This window comes from Blautia sp. LMAG:36, from assembly GCF_008680535.1.
Taxonomy (GTDB): domain Bacteria; phylum Bacillota; class Clostridia; order Lachnospirales; family Lachnospiraceae; genus Blautia_A; species Blautia_A fusiformis.
In genome coordinates this window covers 209,340-230,348 of record NZ_NALB01000005.1, presented here as the reverse complement: position 1 = coordinate 230,348, position 21,009 = coordinate 209,340, and the positions used below count along the sequence as shown (strand labels likewise).

Annotated in this window: 16 protein-coding genes; all 16 read left to right on the top strand. The window is 45.0% G+C overall.

Going from position 1 to position 21,009, the window contains the following annotated elements; genetic code table 11:
- The first annotated feature begins 53 nt into the window (after positions 1-53).
- Positions 54-1,331, top strand: coding sequence for a tyrosine-type recombinase/integrase (locus CCC17_RS07090; protein ID WP_117593458.1), 1,278 nt, complete (start codon positions 54-56; stop codon positions 1,329-1,331).
- A gap of 168 nt (positions 1,332-1,499) precedes the next feature.
- On the top strand, positions 1,500-4,118 hold the full coding sequence (mutS, locus tag CCC17_RS07085; protein ID WP_287082808.1) for a DNA mismatch repair protein MutS: 2,619 nt from the start codon (positions 1,500-1,502) through the stop codon (positions 4,116-4,118).
- 5 nt (positions 4,119-4,123) lie between these two features.
- A complete protein-coding gene (gene mutL / locus CCC17_RS07080; RefSeq protein WP_287082807.1) occupies positions 4,124-6,235 on the top strand; it encodes a DNA mismatch repair endonuclease MutL in 2,112 nt (703 codons plus the stop codon).
- Positions 6,236-6,262: 27 nt separating this feature from the next.
- Entirely contained in the window at positions 6,263-7,216 is a 954-nt protein-coding gene (gene miaA / locus CCC17_RS07075; protein ID WP_287082805.1) for a tRNA (adenosine(37)-N6)-dimethylallyltransferase MiaA, read from the top strand.
- 21 nt (positions 7,217-7,237) lie between these two features.
- Positions 7,238-8,512, top strand: coding sequence for a methionine gamma-lyase family protein (locus CCC17_RS07070; RefSeq protein WP_021977999.1), 1,275 nt, complete (start codon positions 7,238-7,240; stop codon positions 8,510-8,512).
- Entirely contained in the window at positions 8,509-9,714 is a 1,206-nt protein-coding gene (locus tag CCC17_RS07065; RefSeq protein WP_287082804.1) for an NAD(P)/FAD-dependent oxidoreductase, read from the top strand. The genes CCC17_RS07070 and CCC17_RS07065 overlap by 4 nt, the downstream gene beginning before the upstream one ends.
- Positions 9,711-11,312 (top strand): NAD(P)/FAD-dependent oxidoreductase, encoded by a 1,602-nt coding sequence (locus CCC17_RS07060; protein WP_287082802.1) that lies wholly within the window; start codon positions 9,711-9,713, stop codon positions 11,310-11,312. Before CCC17_RS07065 ends, CCC17_RS07060 begins: the two co-directional genes overlap by 4 nt.
- Positions 11,313-11,417: 105 nt before the next feature.
- Positions 11,418-12,125, top strand: coding sequence for a RadC family protein (radC, locus tag CCC17_RS07055; RefSeq protein ID WP_022427291.1), 708 nt, complete (start codon positions 11,418-11,420; stop codon positions 12,123-12,125).
- 16 nt (positions 12,126-12,141) lie between these two features.
- Complete coding sequence (locus CCC17_RS07050; protein ID WP_021652032.1) at positions 12,142-13,155, top strand: rod shape-determining protein; 1,014 nt, start codon at positions 12,142-12,144, stop codon at positions 13,153-13,155.
- A 13-nt stretch (positions 13,156-13,168) separates the two neighbouring features.
- A complete protein-coding gene (gene mreC, locus CCC17_RS07045) occupies positions 13,169-14,065 on the top strand; it encodes a rod shape-determining protein MreC (protein WP_022427290.1) in 897 nt (298 codons plus the stop codon).
- Positions 14,055-14,582 carry a rod shape-determining protein MreD gene (mreD, locus tag CCC17_RS07040; RefSeq protein WP_021652034.1) on the top strand — a complete coding sequence of 176 codons (528 nt, stop codon included), beginning with the start codon at positions 14,055-14,057 and terminating at the stop codon, positions 14,580-14,582. The genes mreC and mreD overlap by 11 nt, the downstream gene beginning before the upstream one ends.
- Positions 14,567-17,464: a penicillin-binding transpeptidase domain-containing protein gene (locus tag CCC17_RS07035; protein WP_287082800.1), complete on the top strand. Its 2,898-nt coding sequence runs from the start codon at positions 14,567-14,569 to the stop codon at positions 17,462-17,464. The genes mreD and CCC17_RS07035 overlap by 16 nt, the downstream gene beginning before the upstream one ends.
- 57 nt (positions 17,465-17,521) lie before the next feature.
- Positions 17,522-18,310, top strand: coding sequence for a septum site-determining protein MinD (minD, locus tag CCC17_RS07030; protein WP_118752708.1), 789 nt, complete (start codon positions 17,522-17,524; stop codon positions 18,308-18,310).
- A gap of 45 nt (positions 18,311-18,355) precedes the next feature.
- Positions 18,356-18,595 carry a cell division topological specificity factor MinE gene (gene minE, locus CCC17_RS07025; RefSeq protein WP_015525127.1) on the top strand — a complete coding sequence of 80 codons (240 nt, stop codon included), beginning with the start codon at positions 18,356-18,358 and terminating at the stop codon, positions 18,593-18,595.
- A 3-nt stretch (positions 18,596-18,598) separates the two neighbouring features.
- On the top strand, positions 18,599-19,774 hold the full coding sequence (locus tag CCC17_RS07020) for an FtsW/RodA/SpoVE family cell cycle protein (RefSeq protein WP_287082798.1): 1,176 nt from the start codon (positions 18,599-18,601) through the stop codon (positions 19,772-19,774).
- Positions 19,771-20,937, top strand: a complete 1,167-nt coding sequence (locus tag CCC17_RS07015) for a D-alanyl-D-alanine carboxypeptidase family protein (RefSeq protein ID WP_287082797.1) — start codon at positions 19,771-19,773, stop codon at positions 20,935-20,937. The genes CCC17_RS07020 and CCC17_RS07015 overlap by 4 nt, the downstream gene beginning before the upstream one ends.
- Positions 20,938-21,009: the final 72 nt, after the last annotated feature.

Genomic DNA, 21,009 nt, shown 5'->3' with positions numbered 1-21,009 from the left:
GCTAAAATATATATCCAGTGCCATGCATTATCATCAGAAAGGATGGTGGTGTTATGGGCAAAAACTTAAAGGGTAAAGAATTAGGAAAAGGATTATATCAAAGAAAAGATGGACGATATGAGGCCAGAATTTTCGTTCGCGGTACAGGAAAAACGTTTTCAATTTATGGTACAAATTTACAACATCTAAAAAAAGAAAGAAATGCCTACCTTGCTAATGTTTCCCCCGGAATTGCAGGATATGATCCTAGAATTTCTGTTTCAAAGTGGTATGAAAAATGGATGCTTATTTATGTGGTGCATTCTGTTAAAGCAACCACTTTAAGTAACTATGTAAATGGTTTTGAGCGAGTAAGAGAATATATTGGTTACATGAGGTTAATAGAGGTCCGTCCAACACATATTCTTGACATGATAAAGGGACTCGAAGAAGAAGGATATGCACGTACAACGGTAATACAATCATTAAGTGTAGTCCGTCAGCTTTTCAAAAAGGCATATGGTGGAAAAATGATACCCATAGATCCCGTAGCCGATATTAAACTGCCTAAAGAAGAACCGGGTGAAATACCTGATGAGAAGATAATGCAGGAACAAGAAGATGAAAAATGTCTTAGTGTATATGACACTCATCGTTTCCTTGAGAGCTGCAAGAATACCCGGTATTATGAACTCTTTTTTATTCTTCTTCATACAGGATTACGTATAGGGGAAGCACTTGCCCTAGAATGGTGTGATCTTGACTTTAAGCATGAAAAGCTTCGTGTATATAAAACCTTAAACAGAGTTACAAAATATTATGATTCGAAAGGAAATGAACTTCCTGAAAGGTATTCTACTATTCAGATTACAACACCAAAGAAAAGTGCCAGCAATAGAAAGGTTCCATTAACGGATGCAGTGATTGCTGCTTTTATGAGCTGGAAGGAAAAACAGGATCGTGATAAAGAAAAACTGGGGAAAAACTGGGGAAAAACAAATATACTTTTAAAAAAATATCCCGGTCTGATTTTTACAACATCTTCAGGAAGAAGTTATCTTCCATCATCAGCTCAAACAGAATGCAGGCGGATTGTTGGGATTGTTAATAAGCATGAAATTGCTCTGGCAGAAAAAGAGAACAGAGATCCGAATTTAATGGATGTTCATCCTCATATTTTCCGTCATACTTTTGTAACAAGATGCATTCAATCGGGAATGGATGCCGCTACAGTAAAGAAAATAGCTGGACACTCTGATGAAAAAATGACTAATTATTATACACACATTGAAGAAGAACATATAGATGACGAATACGAACTGTATATTCAAAAATACGGAACAGAAACCTGATTTTGCAAATGGAGATAAAATTTTAAAGAGAGGTTTAAATACTTGAGTATAGACAAAAACACTAACGAGGGAAAAAACTATCGTAATAATGTGGTCAAATCAACATCTGGAACTTCTAAAAGCCGCATAAACACTGGGTTTCCGGAGAATATTAGTGTATTATCACCGATGATGAAAGAATACGTAAAGACCAAAGAAGAGTACAGCGACTGTATCCTTTTTTACCGTCTGGGCGATTTTTATGAAATGTTCTTTGAGGATGCACTGACTGCATCCAGGGAACTGGAAATTACACTTACAGGAAAAGACTGCGGACTGGAAGAGAGAGCGCCCATGTGTGGCGTTCCTTTTCATGCTGCGGAAACTTATATCAACCGGCTGATCGAAAAGGGCTATAAGGTTGCCATCTGCGAACAGGTAGAAGATCCGAAAAAAGCCAAGGGTCTTGTTAAACGAGAGGTTGTCCGCATTGTCACACCGGGAACTACTCTGGATACCATGTCACTGGACGAGTCAAAAAACAATTATCTGATGTCCATTGTCTCCATTGGAGAGCATTTTGGCTGTGCAATTGCAGATATCACAACCGGTGACTGCTTTCTCACAGAGCTGGATAAACCACAGAAGCTTCTGGATGAGATCAATAAATTCACACCTGCCGAGATCATCTGCAACGACGCCTTTCTTTTAAGCGGTGTGGATGTAGCGGATCTGAAGGGGCGTCTTGGGATCTGTGTATTTGCTCTGGATCCCTGGTACTTTGACGACCAGCTGTGCCAGAAAACCCTGAAAGAGCATTTTCACGTCGGAAATCTGGAAGGTCTCGGGATCGGAGATTATGACAGCGGGATCATTGCTTCCGGTGCATTGTTCCTGTATCTGAAGGAAACACAAAAAACAGCACTTTCCCATATGGCAAGCATCCGCCCGTACTCTGCTGAAAAATATATGCTCATCGACAGCTCCAGCCGTCGTAACCTTGAGCTTGTGGAAACCATGCGCGAAAAGCAGAAAAGAGGTTCTCTTCTCTGGGTTCTGGATAAGACCAAAACCGCCATGGGTGCCAGAACCCTTCGTTCTTATGTGGAACAGCCTCTGATCGATGCAGAGGAAATTGAAAAGAGACTTGGTGCCTTGGAAGAACTGAACGCAAAACCTATGGAACGTGATGAGATCCGGGAATACTTAAATCCGATCTACGATCTGGAACGTCTGATAAGCCGTATCAGCTATAAATCTGCCAACCCAAGAGATCTGGTTTCCTTTGCCTCTTCCCTGGAAATGCTGCCGTATATAAAGCAGATCCTTGCAGAATTTAAATCTCCGCTGCTTATGCAGATCAACGAAGACATGGATCCACTGTCAGACATTACCGCTCTGATCCGTAATTCCATTGCTGATGATCCGCCCCTTGCCCAGAAGGACGGCGGTATCATTCGGGAAGGTTATAACGAAGATGTGGATAAATTCCGCCGTTCCCGGACAGATGGAAAGAAGTGGTTATCTGAATTGGAAGCAAGAGAGCGAGAACGCACCGGTATCAAGAGCCTGAAGATCAAATATAACCGTGTATTCGGCTATTCCCTGGAAGTTACCAACACCTTCAAGGATCTCGTGCCGGAGAACTATATCCGCAAACAGACTCTTACCAACGCAGAGCGTTACATCACCCAGGAGCTGAAGGATCTGGAGGATCTGATCCTTGGAGCGGAAGATAAACTTTATGCATTAGAATTTGAACTGTTTTCAGATATCCGTGATCAGGTTGGAGCTGAGGTTGTCCGTATCCAGCGTACTGCAAAGGCAGTAGCAGCTCTGGATGTTTTTGCTTCCCTTGCACTGGTTGCACAGAGGAATAACTTTGTCCGGCCCAAGATCAATGAAACCGGCCTCATTGATATCCGAAATGGCCGCCACCCGGTTGTGGAACAAATGATCGAAAACGATATGTTCATTCCAAATGATACATATCTTGACAATCACAAAAAACGTATCTCCATTATCACAGGACCGAACATGGCCGGAAAATCCACATACATGCGCCAGACAGCGCTGATCGTACTGATGGCGCAGATCGGAAGCTTTGTTCCTGCGGACAGTGCGAATATCGGTGTGGTTGACCGGATCTTCACCCGTGTGGGAGCATCCGATGACCTTGCAAGCGGACAGAGTACCTTTATGGTGGAGATGACAGAGGTTGCCAACATTCTTCGTAATGCCACTTCCCGAAGTCTTCTGATCCTGGATGAGATTGGACGTGGAACCAGTACCTTTGACGGTCTTTCCATTGCCTGGGCAGTGATCGAACACATCAGCAATACCAAACTCTGCGGCGCCAAGACCTTATTTGCGACCCATTATCATGAGCTTACCGAACTGGAAGGCAAGCTTTCCGGTGTCAACAACTACTGTATCGCTGTCAAGGAAAAAGGCGACGACATCGTATTCCTGCGTAAGATCGTAAAAGGCGGAGCAGATAAGAGCTATGGTATCCAGGTAGCCAAGCTTGCCGGAGTTCCGGATTCCGTGATCCAGCGTGCCAAGGAACTGGTAGAGGAGCTCAGTGATGCAGATATCACCGCAGCTGTAAAAGATCTGACCGCTCCAAAGAAAAAGCAGAAAATCACCTATGATCAGGTAGATATGGCACAGATGTCACTGTTTGACACGGTACAGGACAATGATATCATTGAAGAGATCAAAAACCTGGAGATTGGAAATCTGACACCAATGGAAGCTTTGAATATTCTCTATAACCTGCAGAACAAAATTAAGAACCGGTGGTGATACCCTTGAAAAAAATTGCAGTTTTAGACCAGAATACCATTGATAAGATTGCAGCAGGAGAGGTCGTAGAGCGCCCCTCCTCTGTTGTAAAAGAGCTTGTGGAAAATGCCATTGACGCAGGTGCTACCGCTATTACTGTGGAGATCACAGACGGTGGAAAAAAGCTGATCCGTATCACGGATAATGGCTCCGGAATGGATGCAGAGCAGGTTCCGCTTGCTTTTCTCCGCCATGCCACAAGTAAAATTGAAAAAGTAGAAGACCTGACCCACATTGCCTCTCTTGGCTTCCGTGGTGAAGCACTTTCTAGTATTGCCGCTGTCTCCCAGGTGGAGCTGATCACAAAGACGCCTTCCGGGATCAGTGGTACCCGTTATGTGATCGAAGGCGGAAAAGAACAGTCTCTGGAGGAAATGGGGGCACCCGAGGGAACAACCTTTCTGATCCGAAACCTCTTTTACAATACACCTGCAAGGAGCAAATTCCTGAAATCCGATATGACAGAAGCCGGTTACATCAATACTCTGATGGAGCAGCTGGCGCTTTCCCATCCGGAAATCTCCTTTAAATATATCCAGAACCGTCAGGTGAAGCTTTCCAGCTCCGGAAACTACAGTGTAAAAGATGTGATCTACAGTGTTTACGGACGTGAGATTGCCAAGGCGCTTCTGGATGTTTCCTATGAAAATGATTTCATGAAGATCGAGGGCTTTGTGGGGAAACCGGAGATTTCCAGAGGAAACCGTACTTTTGAGAATTATTATATCAATGGCAGGTATGTTAAAAACAAGATCATTACCAAGGCCATTGAGGACGGATATAAGGGACTTGTCATGCAGCATAAATTTCCGTTTGTCTCCCTTCGGATTGAAATGGACGGCAATGACCTGGATGTTAATGTGCATCCCGCAAAGAGAGAGGTGCGTTTTGCCAGAGAAACCGAAGTTTATACGGCCATTTATGAAACTGTCCGCAAGGTATTGACCCACAGAGAACTGATCCCGCAGGTATCTGTGGGAAAAGACGAACCGACATCCCGCACAGAACAGATAAAGCCAGGAAATATTCCGGAGCCTTTTGAAGTAAAACGGCGTCAGGAGATGTACGGTCACCCGAACCGGACGGCAAATATAGCTTCCCATACTGCACCGGCAGCTTCTGAAGTACGTACAACGCCGGTTCCATCGATACCTTATAATAAGTCGACAAATGGTACCGCCTCCTATAGCTCAGCTGAAACAGCTCACAGTTCTTCTGCTTCTTCTGCAGATAAATACAAACATATGGATTCTCTGCGGGAAAACCCCGTATATGGATCGCAGCCTTTTACAAAAGAAGAAGAGGAAATGTTTTCCGGAACATTAAAAGACGGAAGAAATGAAAATTCCGCTGCAGAAACAGCAGATTCTGAAGTGATTTCTGAAAAGCCTGCTGAATCGGCACCTCCTGAGGTAGACAACGAACCGATCAAATCTCAGGAACAGGAACCGCCAAAACAGCTGGAACTGTTTGAAGAACGGCTTCTTGCTCCTGAATCCAGAAGCCGCCACAGGCTGATCGGACAGCTGTTTGACACCTACTGGCTGGTACAGTTCGAGGATAATTTTTATATCATTGACCAGCATGCTGCTCATGAAAAAGTATATTATGAGCGATTCGTAAAGCTGTTTCAGTCCCAGAACATCCAGTCTCAGTATGTAAGTCCGCCACTGATCGTTTCACTCAGCCTTGAGGAGGAGAATCTGCTGAAGGCAAACGAAAAGTATTTCCGAGATTTCGGCTTTGAGATCGAACCCTTTGGCGGAAGGGAGTACAGTATCAGTGCGGTTCCCTCCAGCCTTCTGGGAATGACAGAAGAAGAGCTGTTTCTGGAAATGCTGGACCACCTCACTGCAGACGGTTCCAGGGATGCCTTTGAAATTTTTGCCTCAAGGCTTGCGACCATGGCCTGTAAAGCTGCTGTAAAAGGCAATCATTCCATGTCACCTCAGGAAGCTGACAAGCTGATCGATGAATTATTGACACTGAAAAATCCTTATAACTGTCCTCATGGAAGACCAACGATCATTGCCATGAGTAAGACAGAAATCGAAAAAAAATTCAAACGTATCGTGTAAGATACTTAACATAAACGGAGGAAATATATGAAAAAACCTCTTATCGTGCTTACCGGGCCTACTGCCGTGGGAAAAACAAAGCTTTCCATTGCCCTTGCAAAAGCAGTAAACGGAGAGATCATTTCTGCGGATTCCATGCAGGTTTACCGCCATATGGATATCGGTTCCGCCAAGATCACGCCGGAAGAAATGGATGGCGTCCCACATCATCTGGTGGATGTACTGGAGCCAACAGAAGATTTTAACATTGTCCTTTTTCAGCAGATGGCAAAAGATGCCATGGACAAAATTTATGACAAAGGCCGGATTCCGATCCTGGTAGGCGGCACAGGATTTTATATTCAGTCTGTGACCAGAGATATTGATTTTACCAGCTCCGACCAGGATGAACATTACCGCAGGGAGCTGGAAGAGCTGGCAGAGCAGAAGGGGCCTGCATTTCTCCATGACATGCTTGCCAAGGTCGATCCCAAGTCAGCCGAAGATATCCATGAGAACAATGTCAAGCGGGTGATACGTGCCCTGGAATTTTATAAACAGAACGGTACCAGGATCTCCGAACATAATGAAGAACAGAAGGAGCATACCAGTCCCTATGCACTGGCTTATTTCGTCCTGAACGCACCACGCACACTTCTCTATGAACGCATTGACACAAGAGTGGACGAAATGCTGAAAAGCGGTCTGACAGAAGAAGTTAAAAAGCTTCGGGAGATGGGCTGCCACAGGGGAATGGTTTCCATGCAGGGGCTTGGCTATAAGGAAATTCTGGACTGGATGGACGGAAACTATTCTTATGAGGAAGCCGTACGGGTCCTGAAACGTGACACCAGACACTTTGCCAAACGTCAGCTTACCTGGTTTCGAAGAGAAGGCGAGGTAACCTGGGTAGATAAAGATAACTTTGATTACGATGACAGCAGGATTCTTTCCTACATGCTTTCTGTATGCAGAGAAAAAGGGATCCTGCCTGCCAAATAAAATAAAAAAGGAAAAATGATCATGAAAGAATTATATGCACAGCTTGGAATCTCTTCCGCAGTTTACGATTTCGGTAAAACTGTAGAAGATTCCCTGAAAGAACGTTTTGAAAAATTTGATAAAACTGCAGAGTATAACCAGATGAAGGTTATCCATGCCATGCAGAAAAACCGTGTCAGTGAGGCATGTTTCGGAGCTTCCTCCGGTTATGGCTACAATGACCTTGGACGCGAGACCCTGGAGCAGGTCTATGCGGATACATTCCACACAGAAGCCTGCCTGGTCCGCCCGCAGATCACCTGCGGAACCCACGCACTTGCCATTGCACTGTTTGGAAACTTACGCCCGGGCGATGAGCTTCTTTCCCCTGTAGGCAAACCATATGATACTCTGGAAGAAGTCATCGGGATCCGTCCGTCCAACGGTTCTCTTACAGAATATGGTGTAAAATACCGTCAGGTAGACCTTCTTGAGGATGGTACCTTTGATTACGAAAATATCAAAAAGGCAGTCAATGAAAAAACAAAACTGGTAACCATTCAGCGTTCCAAAGGCTATCAGACTCGTCCTTCCTTCTCTGTAAAACAGATCGGTGAGCTGATCGCTTTTGTAAAGAAGATCAAACCGGATGTGATCTGCATGGTAGATAACTGCTACGGTGAGTTCGTAGATACCATAGAGCCAAGTGATGTAGGTGCAGATATCATGGTGGGTTCCCTGATCAAAAATCCAGGCGGCGGTCTTGCCCCTATCGGCGGATATATCGCCGGAAGAAAAGACTGTGTGGAAAACGCTTCCTACCGTATGACCTGCCCGGGACTGGGCATGGAAGTGGGGGCAACCCTTGGTGTAAACCGTTCTCTGTACCAGGGATTTTTCCTTGCACCGATGGTTACCAAAGGAGCTTTAAAAGGCGCCGTTTTTGCAGCAAACATTTACGAAAAACTTGGTTTCCCGGTGGTACCGAACAGCACAGAACCACGTCAGGATATCATCCAGGCAGTCACCCTTGGAACACCGGAAGGTCTTGTAGCATTCTGCCAGGGTATCCAAGCTGCAGCACCGGTAGACAGTTTTGTGACACCGGAACCGTGGGATATGCCAGGGTATGACAGTCAGGTCATCATGGCTGCAGGTGCTTTCATCCAGGGTTCTTCCATCGAGCTTTCTGCCGATGGTCCTATGAAACCACCTTATGCTGTTTATTTCCAGGGTGGTCTTACCTGGGAGCATGCTAAACTTGGAATCCTGAAATCTCTTCAGTATATGGTTGATAAGGAACTTGTGAAATTATGAAAAAATCCGAAGGACAGGACTTAAAAAAGCAGGTCTTTGTCGTAGGAGCAGGTGCTTCCGGCCTTATGGCGGCTATTCAGGCTGCCATAAACGGAGCAGCGGTTACGGTTCTGGAACAGAATGACCGTCCCGGAAGAAAAATCTGTGCTACAGGAAATGGACGCTGTAATATGACAAATCTGAACCAGGATGAAAACGCTTACCGGGGATCCCATCCGGAATTTGTCAAAGATGCCCTGGCACAGTTTCCTGTGGAAAAGACTCTGGAATTTTTTCAGGAACTGGGAATCTGTACCACAGACCGCGACGGATGGATCTATCCCCGGAGCAGCCAGGCGCAGAGTGTGGTAGATGTTCTTACCATGAAAGCACGCAGCCTGAAAGTAAAACTGAAAACCAATCAGACTGTTACCGGCGTGTCTTTCACAGACGGACAGTGGAAGATCCATACTGACGGATGGACCTACAATGGTGATGCCGTGATTCTTGCAAACGGTTCCCGCGCCTCTTCCGTTGCAGGTTCCAGTGAAAGTGGATACAAAATCGCAGAAAGTCTCGGACATCATCTGATCGAACCTCTTCCAGCTCTGACAGCTTTGAAATGTAAGGGAAATTCTTTTTCCGGCTGGAGTGGTGTGCGGACAGAAGGTAAGATAACCCTTTATATAGATGGCATTCCGGCAGCCTCTCAGCAGGGAGAACTGCAGCTTACCGATTACGGTGTATCCGGGATCCCGGTATTTCAGATTTCCCGCTACGCCATCCGAGCGGTTCACGAAAACAAAAACGCAGAGCTTTCCATAAATTTTTTTCCGGAACTGAACCAGAAAGAACTGGAAGAATACCTGGAACAGAGAAAAACAGCCTGCCCTTATAAAACAGAAAAAGAACTTCTCATCGGACTTTTTCCGGAAAAACTGATCCGTGTCTTATGTGCACAGAAGGATCTGATCCATGGGATCAATGATTTTCGCCTTCCGGTAAAAGACAGCCTTTCTTTTGAACAGGCACAGGTTTGTTCCGGCGGCGTGGATACTTCTGAAGTTCAAAGTAAAACCATGGAATCCAGACTTCATAAAGGCCTTTATTTTGCCGGAGAACTCCTTGATATTGACGGCACCTGCGGAGGCTATAACCTGCAGTGGGCATGGTCAAGCGGAGCTGCCGCCGGTATCTGGGCAGCAAAGGAGGAAGAAAAATGATCCGGATCACACAGCTGAAGCTTCCCATCACCCATACAGAAGAGCAGCTTCACCGAAAAATAGCAAAAATGCTTCGTCTTGGAAATCAGCCGTTCACCTATGAGATCCGAAAACAATCTCTGGATGCCCGGCACAAAGAGGACAAAAAATTTGTCTACACTGTAGATATTAAACTGGATAACGAATCCCGTGTTCTCAAAAAGGTTCACGATAAAAATATTATGTTAACCTCCGAGAAGAAATATCATTTTCCCTCATCTGGCTCTGAAACTCTTTCCCATCGTCCTATAGTGATCGGAAGCGGACCTGCAGGATTATTCTGTGCCTGGTACCTGGCCAAAGCCGGGTACTGTCCACTGGTACTGGAACGGGGAGAAGAAGCAGACAAACGCCAGGAAACCGTGGAAAATTTCTGGAAAAACGGCATCCTGGATCCGGATTCCAATGTACAGTTCGGAGAGGGCGGTGCAGGGACTTTTTCCGATGGAAAGCTGAATACTCTGGTAAAAGATACTTTTGGAAGAGGAAAGGAAGTTCTTTCCCGATTTGTGGAGGCAGGAGCTCCCTCTGAGATCCTTTACCAGCAAAAGCCTCATCTTGGCACAGATCAGCTTGTAGGTATCGTTCAGTTTATGCGTCATCAGATTGAAGAAATGGGCGGGGAATTCCGTTTTCGTTCCACAGTAACTGACCTGATAATCCGTGACCGGAAGCTTAATGCAGTCGTTGTCAATGAAAAAGAGGAAATACCGGCAGAAATCTGTATTCTTGCTCCTGGCCACAGCGCCAGAGATACATTTGCCATGCTGGATAAACACAATATAAATATGGAGCCGAAATCTTTTGCGGTGGGGGTACGCGTGGAGCATCCGCAGACCATGATCAACCAGGATCTTTACGGAGAACCGGAAAACGACCGTCTGGGTGCAGCCAGCTACAAGGTTACCCATACACTGGAAAACGGACGTGGCGTTTATTCTTTCTGTATGTGTCCCGGCGGATATGTTGTAAATGCATCTTCTGAAGAAGATATGCTTGCAGTGAATGGTATGAGCTATCAGGCACGCGACAGCCATAATGCCAACAGTGCTATCATCGTTACGGTAAACCCTTCTGATTTTCCTGAAGAGGGAGTTCTCGGCGGAATCGCTCTGCAGAGAAAACTGGAGCGCGCTGCTTGGGAAGCCGGAAACGGAAAAATTCCGGTACAGCTTTTCAAAGATTACTGTACACATCAGAAAAGTACCAGGCTTGGAGATGTGATTCCCTGTATCAAAGGAGCTTATACACTTACCGATGTCCGCAGTATTTTCCCGAAAGAGATCGGCGATTCCATTGAAGCAGGAATCCATGCTTTTGGAAAAAAGCTTTCCGGTTTTGACCGACCGGATGCATTGCTGGAAGGAGTAGAAAGCCGTACCTCTTCTCCTGTACGGATCGTTCGGGAACCGAAAAAGCTCACTTCCAATATAGAAGGGATCTACCCCTGCGGAGAGGGCGCCGGTTACGCCGGAGGCATTACATCCGCAGCGATGGACGGGATCAAGGTGGCAGAAGCAGTCGCTTCTGTTTATGCCCTGCCTGTAAACAAAATGTGAAAAAAGTGGAAATTTCCGGGATAGAGTGTACATCCCTGCTTTTTTATGCTAAAATAACTTCTGCAATTTTGCATCCCCTTCTTCGAGAGCGAAAAGGGAAATCATATGAAAGATACTATAATGGAAATGCCAGATTATCAGCGTCCGTATGAAAAATGTCTGCGGGAAGGAGAACAGTCCTTGAGCGATCGAGAGCTTCTTGCCGTGATCCTGCGCTGTGGCGTACAGGGATCCAGTTCCCTGACTCTGGCAGATAAAATCCTGAATTTATCGAAACAGACCGGATACAGTGGCCTGCTTGGACTGTTTCATATTTCCATGCAGGAACTGATGAAGATCCATGGGATCGGTAAGGTAAAAGCCATACAGCTGAAATGTATCGGGGAACTTTCCAAGCGTATGGCAACCGCAGCTGCAAAACCGGAATTGTCTTTTCACCATCCGGTAACCATTGCGAAATATTATATGGAGCGGCTCCGGCATGAAGAGCAGGAATTGCTTTACTGCATGATGCTGGACGGACATAACCATTTGTCGGGGGAACAGCTTTTAAGCCGCGGTACTGTCAATGCCACACTGATCACACCAAGAGAAGTCTTTGTAGAAGCTGTAAAGTATCGGGCGGTGAATCTGATCCTGGTCCACAATCATCCAGGAGGCGATCCCTCCCCCAGCCAGGCTGATCTGGATGTTACGGAACGGATCTATCATTGTGGTGAACTCCTCGGCATCCATCTTCTGGATCATATCATCATCGGTGATCACAGGTATGTCAGTTTCCGCGAAAAAGGGATTTTTGATGAATATACTTAAGTGAAGGGACAGATTTATGCTTTTTAGAAATAATTACGGAGTAGACCTTGGAAGCAGCTCTGTAAAAGTCTATTCATTTTTCAGAAACAAAAGTTACATAGAAAAGAACATGGTAGCCTACAGAGGACGCCGGATCCTTGCCATAGGGAACGAAGCTTATGAAATGTTTGAAAAATCACCTGCAGATATTTCCGTAAATTCTCCTATGGCTTTCGGTATGCTGGCAAATCTGGAATTGCAGGAGATCGTCCTTTACAGCATGATAAAAAAAATCGATCATACATCCGGTCTCGGAGCAGACATGTATTTCTCCGTACCACTTGATATGACTGCTATCGAAAAGAGGGCATACTATCATCTGGTCAATGGTCACTGGCTGCGGAAAAACCGTGTTTTTATGGTGGAGTCCCCTATTGCAGATGCCATTGCCATGGGAATCGACCCTGAAAAGAATCAGGGCAGCATGATCGTAAACATCGGTGCACAGAGTACAGAGTTTTCCATCATAACCGACGGCAAGATCATCATCAGCCGTAAGATCCCCATCGGAGGCAGACAGATGAACGAATCTATCTGCAGCGAGATCCGAAAACATTATAATCTTCAGATTGGAACACGAACTGCAAAACGTCTGAAAGTAGTTATGGGAAGACTGAATGATCAGAAAAAAGAAGCCCGAAAAGTAGTCGGGATCGACAGTATTTCCGGACTTCCACGAGAAGAAGTTATTTCTGCCTACGTTGTTAATGAAGGGATCGCCAACTGTGTGAACCAGATCGCAGCAGAGATGAAATCTTTTCTGGAACGTACCCCGCCACAGATCGCTTATCATATCGCAAAAGAGGGCATTTATCTGACCGGCGGCAGTACACGGCTTCCTTATATAGATAACTATCTGGCTAGCTATACAGGATTTGCCTTTAATCTTTCTGATCTGTATGAAACTTCTGCAGCATACGGCCTGGAAAAGATCATCCGCGACAGAAACCTGCGCAAATGGGCCCAGCCGGTAAAGCAGAAAAAACTGTAAAGGGGCATATATAATGAAAAACATCCGAAAAAAAGTGCGTTTTCATTTTAATTTAAAAAGTAAACATCTTCTGGTAATCATGACATTTTTCTGTGGAAGCTGCATCGTAGCTACAGCAGCCTCCGGAACCTCTTCCGCACCACTTCAGGAGGCAGCCGGTTTTCTTATCGTTCCCTTTGAAAAGGGGATCGCCGGTGTCAGCGATATATTTGGAAATGTAAAAAACAATCTTCGTGATAAACAGGACGTGCTTCAGGAAAACGAAGAGCTGAAAAGTCAGATCAACAGTCTTACGGAACAGAATAACATCCTGATCCAGGACCAGACAGAGCTCACACGCCTGAAGGAACTTTACGATCTTGATCAGGAATATACCGACTATCCCAAGGTTGCCGCAAGGATAATCTCCAAAGATCCCGGAAACTGGTATGATACCTTTATGATCAACAAAGGCAGTAATAACGGGATCCGGGTTGATAACAACGTGATCGCCGGAAAGGGTCTTGTGGGTATCGTTACAGAAGTGGGACCTTCCTGGGCTACTGTCCGTTCCATCATCGATGACAGCAGCAATGTCAGTGCCATGGCAGTCAGTACTTCCGACAACTGCGTTGTCACTGGAGATCTGAAACTGATCGATGAAGGCAAATTAAGCTTTGAGCAGCTTTACGATCAGGATAACAAGGTAACAGTCGGAGAACGTATTGTCACCTCGAACATCAGTGAAAAATATGTGGAAGGACTGTTTATTGGTTATGTCAGTGAGATCCAGCAGGATCCCAATAACCTGACAAAAACAGGTACGATCGTTACACCGGTTGATTTCGGTCATCTGAAAGATGTATTTGTGATCACCACCAATAAACAGGACGCGATAGACAAATCGGAGGATGCGTCCAATGAAAAATAGGATCATATTATTTATCACTATCATTGTCTGTTTTCTCCTTCAGTGCACAGTAATGGACCGTATTTCCATTGGATCCATCACTCCAAATCTGCTTTTGATCCTGTGTGTATCCATGGGACTTATGCGTGGAAGAAAAGTCGGTCTGTGGACTGGATTTTTTTCCGGGCTTTTTGTCGATCTCTTTTATGGGTCATTGTTTGGATTTTATGCACTGATCTATATGTATATAGGTTTTATCAGCGGCTATGCATTCCGCAGTTTTTATGATGATGATCTGAAAGTTCCGCTTTTTCTTGTAGCAGGAACAGATCTTCTTTATAATCTGGCTGTGTATGGCCTCCAGTTTCTGCTCAGAGGCCGTCTTGGATTCTGGACCTACATATACAGGATCATTATCCCCGAGATTGTATATACGGTTTTTCTCACCATCATCGTATACCGGGTATTTTACTGGATCAACTACCACTTAATGGATACTGTAAGGAAAGAAAGTGAGTCTATTTGGGAATTAAAATAAAAAAAATCATCAAAAAAATCCGTCTGAAACGTACTACAGTTCTTGTGATCGTATTTATTTTTCTGTCATCTGTCCTGGTCCGGCAGCTTTTCAGTCTGCAGATCATACAGGGAGAGGATTACATCAGTAAATTTCAGACACGTACCACCAAAACACGCGTGATCAAAAGCACCCGTGGTAATATTTATGACCGTAACGGCACAGTTGTCGCCTCCAATGTACTTGCATATTCTGTCACATTCGAAGATAGCGGTACATACAACAGCACCAGAGAAAAGAATCTGACTCTGAACGGTATCGCCTACCAGGTATTACAGATCCTTTCCAAAAACGGGGACAGCTTATCTGATAATTTTCATATTACCGTCAATGATCATGGCGACTATGCTTTTGATGTAGATGAAGGATTTACTCTTAACCGTTTCCGTGCGGATATTTACGGAGAAGCACAGATTGATGATCTCAGTGAGGAGCAGAAAAACGCAACCGCAGCCCAGATCATGGATCATCTTACCGGAAGCAGCGGATTTTCTATCGTTCTTTACGGAAAAGATGCCTACACCCCGGAAGAACTTGCCGCACATTCTCTTCCGGAAGAGCTTACCAAACAGGAAATCCTCGAAATTGCGATCATGCGCTATCAGCTGAACACCAACAGTTTCAAGAAATATATGCCGGTGACCATTGCAACAAATGTCAGTGAAAAATCTGTGGCAGCCATAAAAGAAAATCAGGCCGCTCTCCAGGGTATTGACATTGTAGAAGATTCCACCAGAAAATATGTGGACGATGAGAGCATGGCGCCGATCCTCGGTTACACAGGCCAGGCCTCTTCTGAAGAACTGGAAACCCTTCGTAAGGATAATCCTGATTATTCCAATGATGCGGTTGTTGGAAAAGCCGGGATCGAACAGTATATGGAGCTTGAACTTCAGGGAAAAGATGGAGAAGAAACGGTCACAGTTGATAATCTTGGTAAAGTCCTTGATATCGACAATTCCAAAACTGTTGATCCTGTGGCCGGAAACGATGTTTATCTGACTATTGATTCCGACTGGCAGAAGAGTATTTACCAGATCCTAGAACAGCGTGTTGCCGGTATTGTCCTCTCTAAACTGACACCAAATAAAAGCTTTGATTATGAAGCAGAGAAAGATGCAAGTAAGATCACCATCCCAATCTATGATGTATACAATGCACTGATCGCAAACAGCGTGATCGATATCAATAAATTCAGCGATGCAGATGCTTCCGATACAGAAAAAAATTTATACGCCAAATTTCAGCAAAAACAGCAACAGGTTTTTGATACAATAAGTAACAGGCTGACAGGTGACAATCCTCCAGCCTATAAGGATGAAGATACGCAGATGCAGGAATATCTTACCTATATCTGTGATGATCTTCTTACCAATACCCTGAAGGTACTGAAAAGTGATTCCATTGATACCTCAGATGAAACATACAAAGCCTGGAAAAATGACCAGAGTATCAGTCTGAAGGATTATCTGAACTATGCTGCCAGTCAGAACTGGATCGATATTTCCCAGATCTCAACCTCCGGAGAATATCTGGATTCTGAAGAGATCTATCAGGCTCTTACCGCCTATATCATTGATTACCTGAAGACAGATACAGGCTTTTCAAAGCTTCTGTATAAATATATGCTTCAGGAAGACACCATCAGTGGAGAAGATCTGTGTCTTGTTCTCTATGAACAGGGCGTTCTTTCAAAAGAAGACGAACTGTATCAGACAATGGCCTCCGGTGGTCTTGATGCCTACACCTTCATGTATCGCAAGATCGCAAATCTTGAAATCACACCGGCCCAGCTTGCGTTGGCTCCGTGCTCTGCATCTGCGGTGATCACAGATACTACAACCGGAAATGTTCTCGCATGTGTTTCCTATCCGGGATATGATAATAATCGTCTGACCAACAATATGGACACCGATTATTATGCAAAGCTTTCCACAGATCTTTCCAGCCCGTTCTTCAACAAGGCAACACAGCAGAAGACGGCTCCAGGATCTACCTTAAAGATCTTATCTACTGTTGCCGGCATGTCCGAGGGCGTAATAGATGATGGCACATATATTGAATGTACAGGAAGCTTTGACCTTGTAACACCTCCGATCAACTGCTGGAATAAACAGGGCCACGGTTCTCTTGATATCCGTGAGGCCATTGAGCAATCCTGTAACGTATTTTTCACTACGATCGGTTTCGAACTTGGTAAAGATTCCGAAGGTAATTTTTCTGAAGCCAGAAGTCTTGGAATGCTTCAGAAATATGCTTCCCTCATGGGATTGGATCAGAAAACCGGCATTGAAATTTCCGAGGCTTCTCCGCAGGTTTCTGACAAAAACGCGGTTCCTTCCTATATTGGACAGGGTACCAATACGTTTACGACCAGCCAGCTTGCACGCTATGCGTCAACGATCGCCACTTCCGGTACGATCTACAAGCTTTCCCTTCTGGACCGTGTGACGGATTCCAAAGGAAAACTTATAAAGGAATATCCTTCCAAAACAGCTGGACAGTTGGATCTTTCCAGCAATATCTGGGATGCCATCCATGACGGTATGTATCGTGTAGTGCAGACTCATGATCAGTTTAACGGACTTGGAGTTGAAGTAGCAGGAAAAACCGGTACTGCCGAGATTGACTATTATCATCCGAACAATGCACTTTTTATCGGATATGCGCCTGTTTCTGATCCCAAGTACGCAATATCTGTACGAATCGCAAACGGATATGCATCCGGTAATGCCTGCCTTGCAGCTAATGATATCTTTAAATACATTTTCGGACTTGCAGATGAAAGCACCATTCTCACTGGCTATGCAGCAAGCGATACCAGTAATGTATCGAATGACTAAACAAACTTTATGAGGATACCAGAAGTGTGGAACATTTTATAGGAGGAATCAGAAAACATGAGTGAAGTCATTGTCATTACATCTGGAAAAGGCGGTGTTGGAAAAACCACCACCGTGGCAAATATCGGGACCGGACTGGCTGCCATGGGAAAAAAGGTTGCAGTTGTAGATACCGATATCGGACTCCGAAATCTGGATGTTGTCATGGGACTGGAGAACCGTATTGTTTATAATCTGGTTGATGTGATCAATGGGAGCTGCCGCCTGAAACAGGCACTGATCCGGGATCGTCGGCATTCAGAACTGTATCTTCTTCCGTCTGCCCAGACCAAGGACAAAACTGCCGTATCTCCGGAACAGATGATCAAGCTTACCGATGATCTCCGGGAAGAATTCGATTATGTCCTTCTGGATTGTCCGGCAGGAATTGAACAGGGATTCAAAAATGCAGTAGCCGGAGCGGACCGTGCACTGGTCGTGACCACACCGGAAGTTTCCGCGATCCGGGATGCAGACCGTATCATCGGGTTGCTGGAGTCCGGAGGGCTCCGTGATATCCGGCTGATCATCAACCGGCTTCGACCGGAAATGATCGCCAGAGGTGATATGATGTCCGTAGAAGATGTGTTGGAAATCCTGGCTGTAGATCTGATCGGTGCGATCCTGGATGATGAACAGATCGTGATCTCCACAAATCAGGGAGAACCTTTATCCGGAAAAAATTCCCAGGCAGAAGAAGAGTATCGCAATATCTGCCGGAGGCTTATGGGCGAAGAGGTCCCTTATGTTACTGTGCGTCGAAAAAATGGTGTATTCCACCGTCTTGGCAGCATTTTTCGAAAATAACAGACGCTTTGCTGTCTGACATTTTTCATCACAGGAGGAATGATTATGGGATTTTTCTCCGGGAAAAACCACTCTGCAGGCTATGCACGCGACAGGATGAAGCTTCTTCTTGTATCGGAACGCATAGACTGTTCTCCACAGATGATGAAGCTTTTACGGAACGATCTGATACATGCCGTAAAAAAATACGTTGTAATTGATGAACCAGGGGTGACCATACAGATCACACAGGAACCACCTGTTCTGCATGCAGTCATACCCGTACTTAAGAAAAGAGATGCATAATTTATGATTAAACAGTATAAGCTGCGGTTTTACAATTTTCGACTGGTGATCTTTCTCCTGGCGATCAGCTTTATTGGAATTCAGCTTGTAGGAACAGCTGCCGACTACCTTCGCACACGTCAGCTTCTGGGGGTGATCATCGGTGTGGTCTTTATGCTGATCCTTTCACTGATGGATTATTCTTGGCTACTGAATTTTCAATGGATCATGTATGGATTTAATATCGTTATGCTTCTGGCTGTCCGGTTCTTCGGATCCAGCGCCAATGGTGCTGCCAGATGGGTGGATTTAGGTTTTATCCGTTTCCAGCCTACCGAGCTTTCAAAGATCATCATTATCCTGTTTTTTGCCAAATTTTTTATGGATCATGATGAAGATCTGAATACCTTAAAGACTCTGATACAATCAGCTGTCCTTCTGGTCATCCCACTGATGCTGATCTATGTACAGCCGGATATGAAAAACACCATCACCGTAACAGTCCTGTTCTGTATTCTGATCTACATCGCAGGACTTAGTTATAAGATCATCGGAGGTGTAGCCTTGATCGCGATTCCTCTGGCCATCATCTTTCTGTCCATTATCGTGCAGCCGGATCAGAAACTGATACAGGATTACCAGAGAAACCGTATCATGTCATTCCTGTATCCGGAGAACGAAGAATACGCAGATGATATTGAACAGCAGAACAACTCAAAAACAGCCATCGCCTCCGGAGAACTTGTGGGACGTGCTTTCAGTAATGACACCAGTGTTACATCCGTAAATGATGGAAACTTTGTTTCTGAGAATCAGACCGACTTTATTTTTGCGGTGGCTGGAGAGCAGTACGGATTTATCGGCTGTACTCTGATCGTACTGCTGCTGTTTCTGATCACCTTTGAATGTATCCGTATGAGCCTGCGGGCCAAGGATCTTGCCGGTAAGATCATATGCTGCGGTGTTGGAAGCATTGTTTCCATACAGAGCTTCATCAACATCTGTGTTGCTACCGGCCTTGCACCAAACACAGGTACTCCGCTTCCTTTTGTAAGCTATGGTCTTACTTCTCTGATCAGTCTGTTTATGGGTATGGGACTTGTTCTCAATGTAGGACTGCAGAGCAGTGCATATAATAAAGAATTACAGAAAAAAGGTCAGAAATCGGATACCTACTTTCGGAAAGAGGAATACTTATGACACGTAAAGAACCTGTAAAAAATCATGTACGTTCTGGCAATCCTTCCAGAGGTCAGGCTTCCCGGGCTGCACATACAGCTTCCAAGGGGACAAAAAGAACTTCCACGCCGTCTGACGGAACTGTTTCTGCCAGACGTAAAGCTCAAAATACCCGGATGAAACGGATGCGTCGCAAAAGGATCCGCAACACCATTTTTCTCCTTCTTCTGCTGATCGTACTATGCACAGCTGGCGGTTTGGGTGTTTACATGCTGAAGGGCGGAGATTTTTCCACTCCTGCAAATTCTTTCAATGCATTCTCCGAGTTTGATAATACTCTGACTTCCAAAGAAGAGCAGCGCGCGGCAGGTTTCGCCCATGATCTCTGTGTTGTTACAAAAGATGTTGCTCTGGATTCTGTCAGTCTGGATGACAGCCAGTCCGGTGTGCTTCTGAATCTCAGTGATAAAAAGGTACTCTATGCAAAAGGTGCCTACAACAAGGTTTATCCTGCCAGCATCACAAAGATCATGACAGCTATGCTTGCACTGAAATATGGAAACATGGACGATACAGTAACGATCTCACAGGAGAATGTTACCCTGGAATCCGGTTCTCAGGTAGCTGGTTTCCAGGCGGGAGATCAGGTTACCATGGATCAGCTTCTTCATTGTCTTCTTGTTTATTCTGCCAATGATGCAGCATCTGCCATTGCGGAACATATAGGTGGATCAACCGATAAATTTGTAGAGATGATGAACAGCTTTGCTGCAGAACTTGGCTGTACAGGAACTCACTTTACCAATCCCCATGGTCTTCAGGACGAAAATCATTATACAACGCCTTATGACATTTATCTGATGCTGAAAGAAGCCTTGAATTATCCGGAGTTTACAGACATCACACAAATGGCATCTTATACAGTTAGCTATAAGCATTCCGATGGCTCCGATGCAAGTGCTACCTTACCCGCTACAGATCATTATCTTACCGGAGAGGCAGCAACTCCTAAGGATGTCACTATCCTTGGAGGAAAAACAGGAACAACCGATAAAGCCGGTAACTGTCTGGCACTTTTAAGCCAGAATGCTTATGGGAAGCCATTTATTTCCATCGTCATGGGTGCGTCCTCAAAGGATGTTCTTTATCAGGAAATGACATCCTTGCTCCAGAACATCAACTGACAGGATTCCATACAAAAAACAAAAAAGCAGATCTGTTTGAAATTTTATTTCGCAGATCTGCTTTTTTATTCT

What these genes read in the sequence shown, in the direction of transcription:
- CCC17_RS07090 (WP_117593458.1), top strand. Translation starts at nt 54, where the DNA reads ATGGGCAAAAACTTAAAGGGTAAAGAATTAGGAAAAGGATTATATCAA.
- CCC17_RS07060 (WP_287082802.1), top strand. Translation starts at nt 9,711, where the DNA reads ATGATCCGGATCACACAGCTGAAGCTTCCCATCACCCATACAGAAGAG.
- CCC17_RS07050 (WP_021652032.1), top strand. Translation starts at nt 12,142, where the DNA reads ATGCTTTTTAGAAATAATTACGGAGTAGACCTTGGAAGCAGCTCTGTA.
- CCC17_RS07015 (WP_287082797.1), top strand. Translation starts at nt 19,771, where the DNA reads ATGACACGTAAAGAACCTGTAAAAAATCATGTACGTTCTGGCAATCCT.
- miaA (WP_287082805.1), top strand. Translation starts at nt 6,263, where the DNA reads ATGAAAAAACCTCTTATCGTGCTTACCGGGCCTACTGCCGTGGGAAAA.
- CCC17_RS07065 (WP_287082804.1), top strand. Translation starts at nt 8,509, where the DNA reads ATGAAAAAATCCGAAGGACAGGACTTAAAAAAGCAGGTCTTTGTCGTA.
- CCC17_RS07020 (WP_287082798.1), top strand. Translation starts at nt 18,599, where the DNA reads ATGATTAAACAGTATAAGCTGCGGTTTTACAATTTTCGACTGGTGATC.
- mutS (WP_287082808.1), top strand. Translation starts at nt 1,500, where the DNA reads ATGATGAAAGAATACGTAAAGACCAAAGAAGAGTACAGCGACTGTATC.
- minD (WP_118752708.1), top strand. Translation starts at nt 17,522, where the DNA reads ATGAGTGAAGTCATTGTCATTACATCTGGAAAAGGCGGTGTTGGAAAA.
- CCC17_RS07070 (WP_021977999.1), top strand. Translation starts at nt 7,238, where the DNA reads ATGAAAGAATTATATGCACAGCTTGGAATCTCTTCCGCAGTTTACGAT.
- minE (WP_015525127.1), top strand. Translation starts at nt 18,356, where the DNA reads ATGGGATTTTTCTCCGGGAAAAACCACTCTGCAGGCTATGCACGCGAC.
- mreD (WP_021652034.1), top strand. Translation starts at nt 14,055, where the DNA reads ATGAAAAATAGGATCATATTATTTATCACTATCATTGTCTGTTTTCTC.
- mreC (WP_022427290.1), top strand. Translation starts at nt 13,169, where the DNA reads ATGAAAAACATCCGAAAAAAAGTGCGTTTTCATTTTAATTTAAAAAGT.
- radC (WP_022427291.1), top strand. Translation starts at nt 11,418, where the DNA reads ATGAAAGATACTATAATGGAAATGCCAGATTATCAGCGTCCGTATGAA.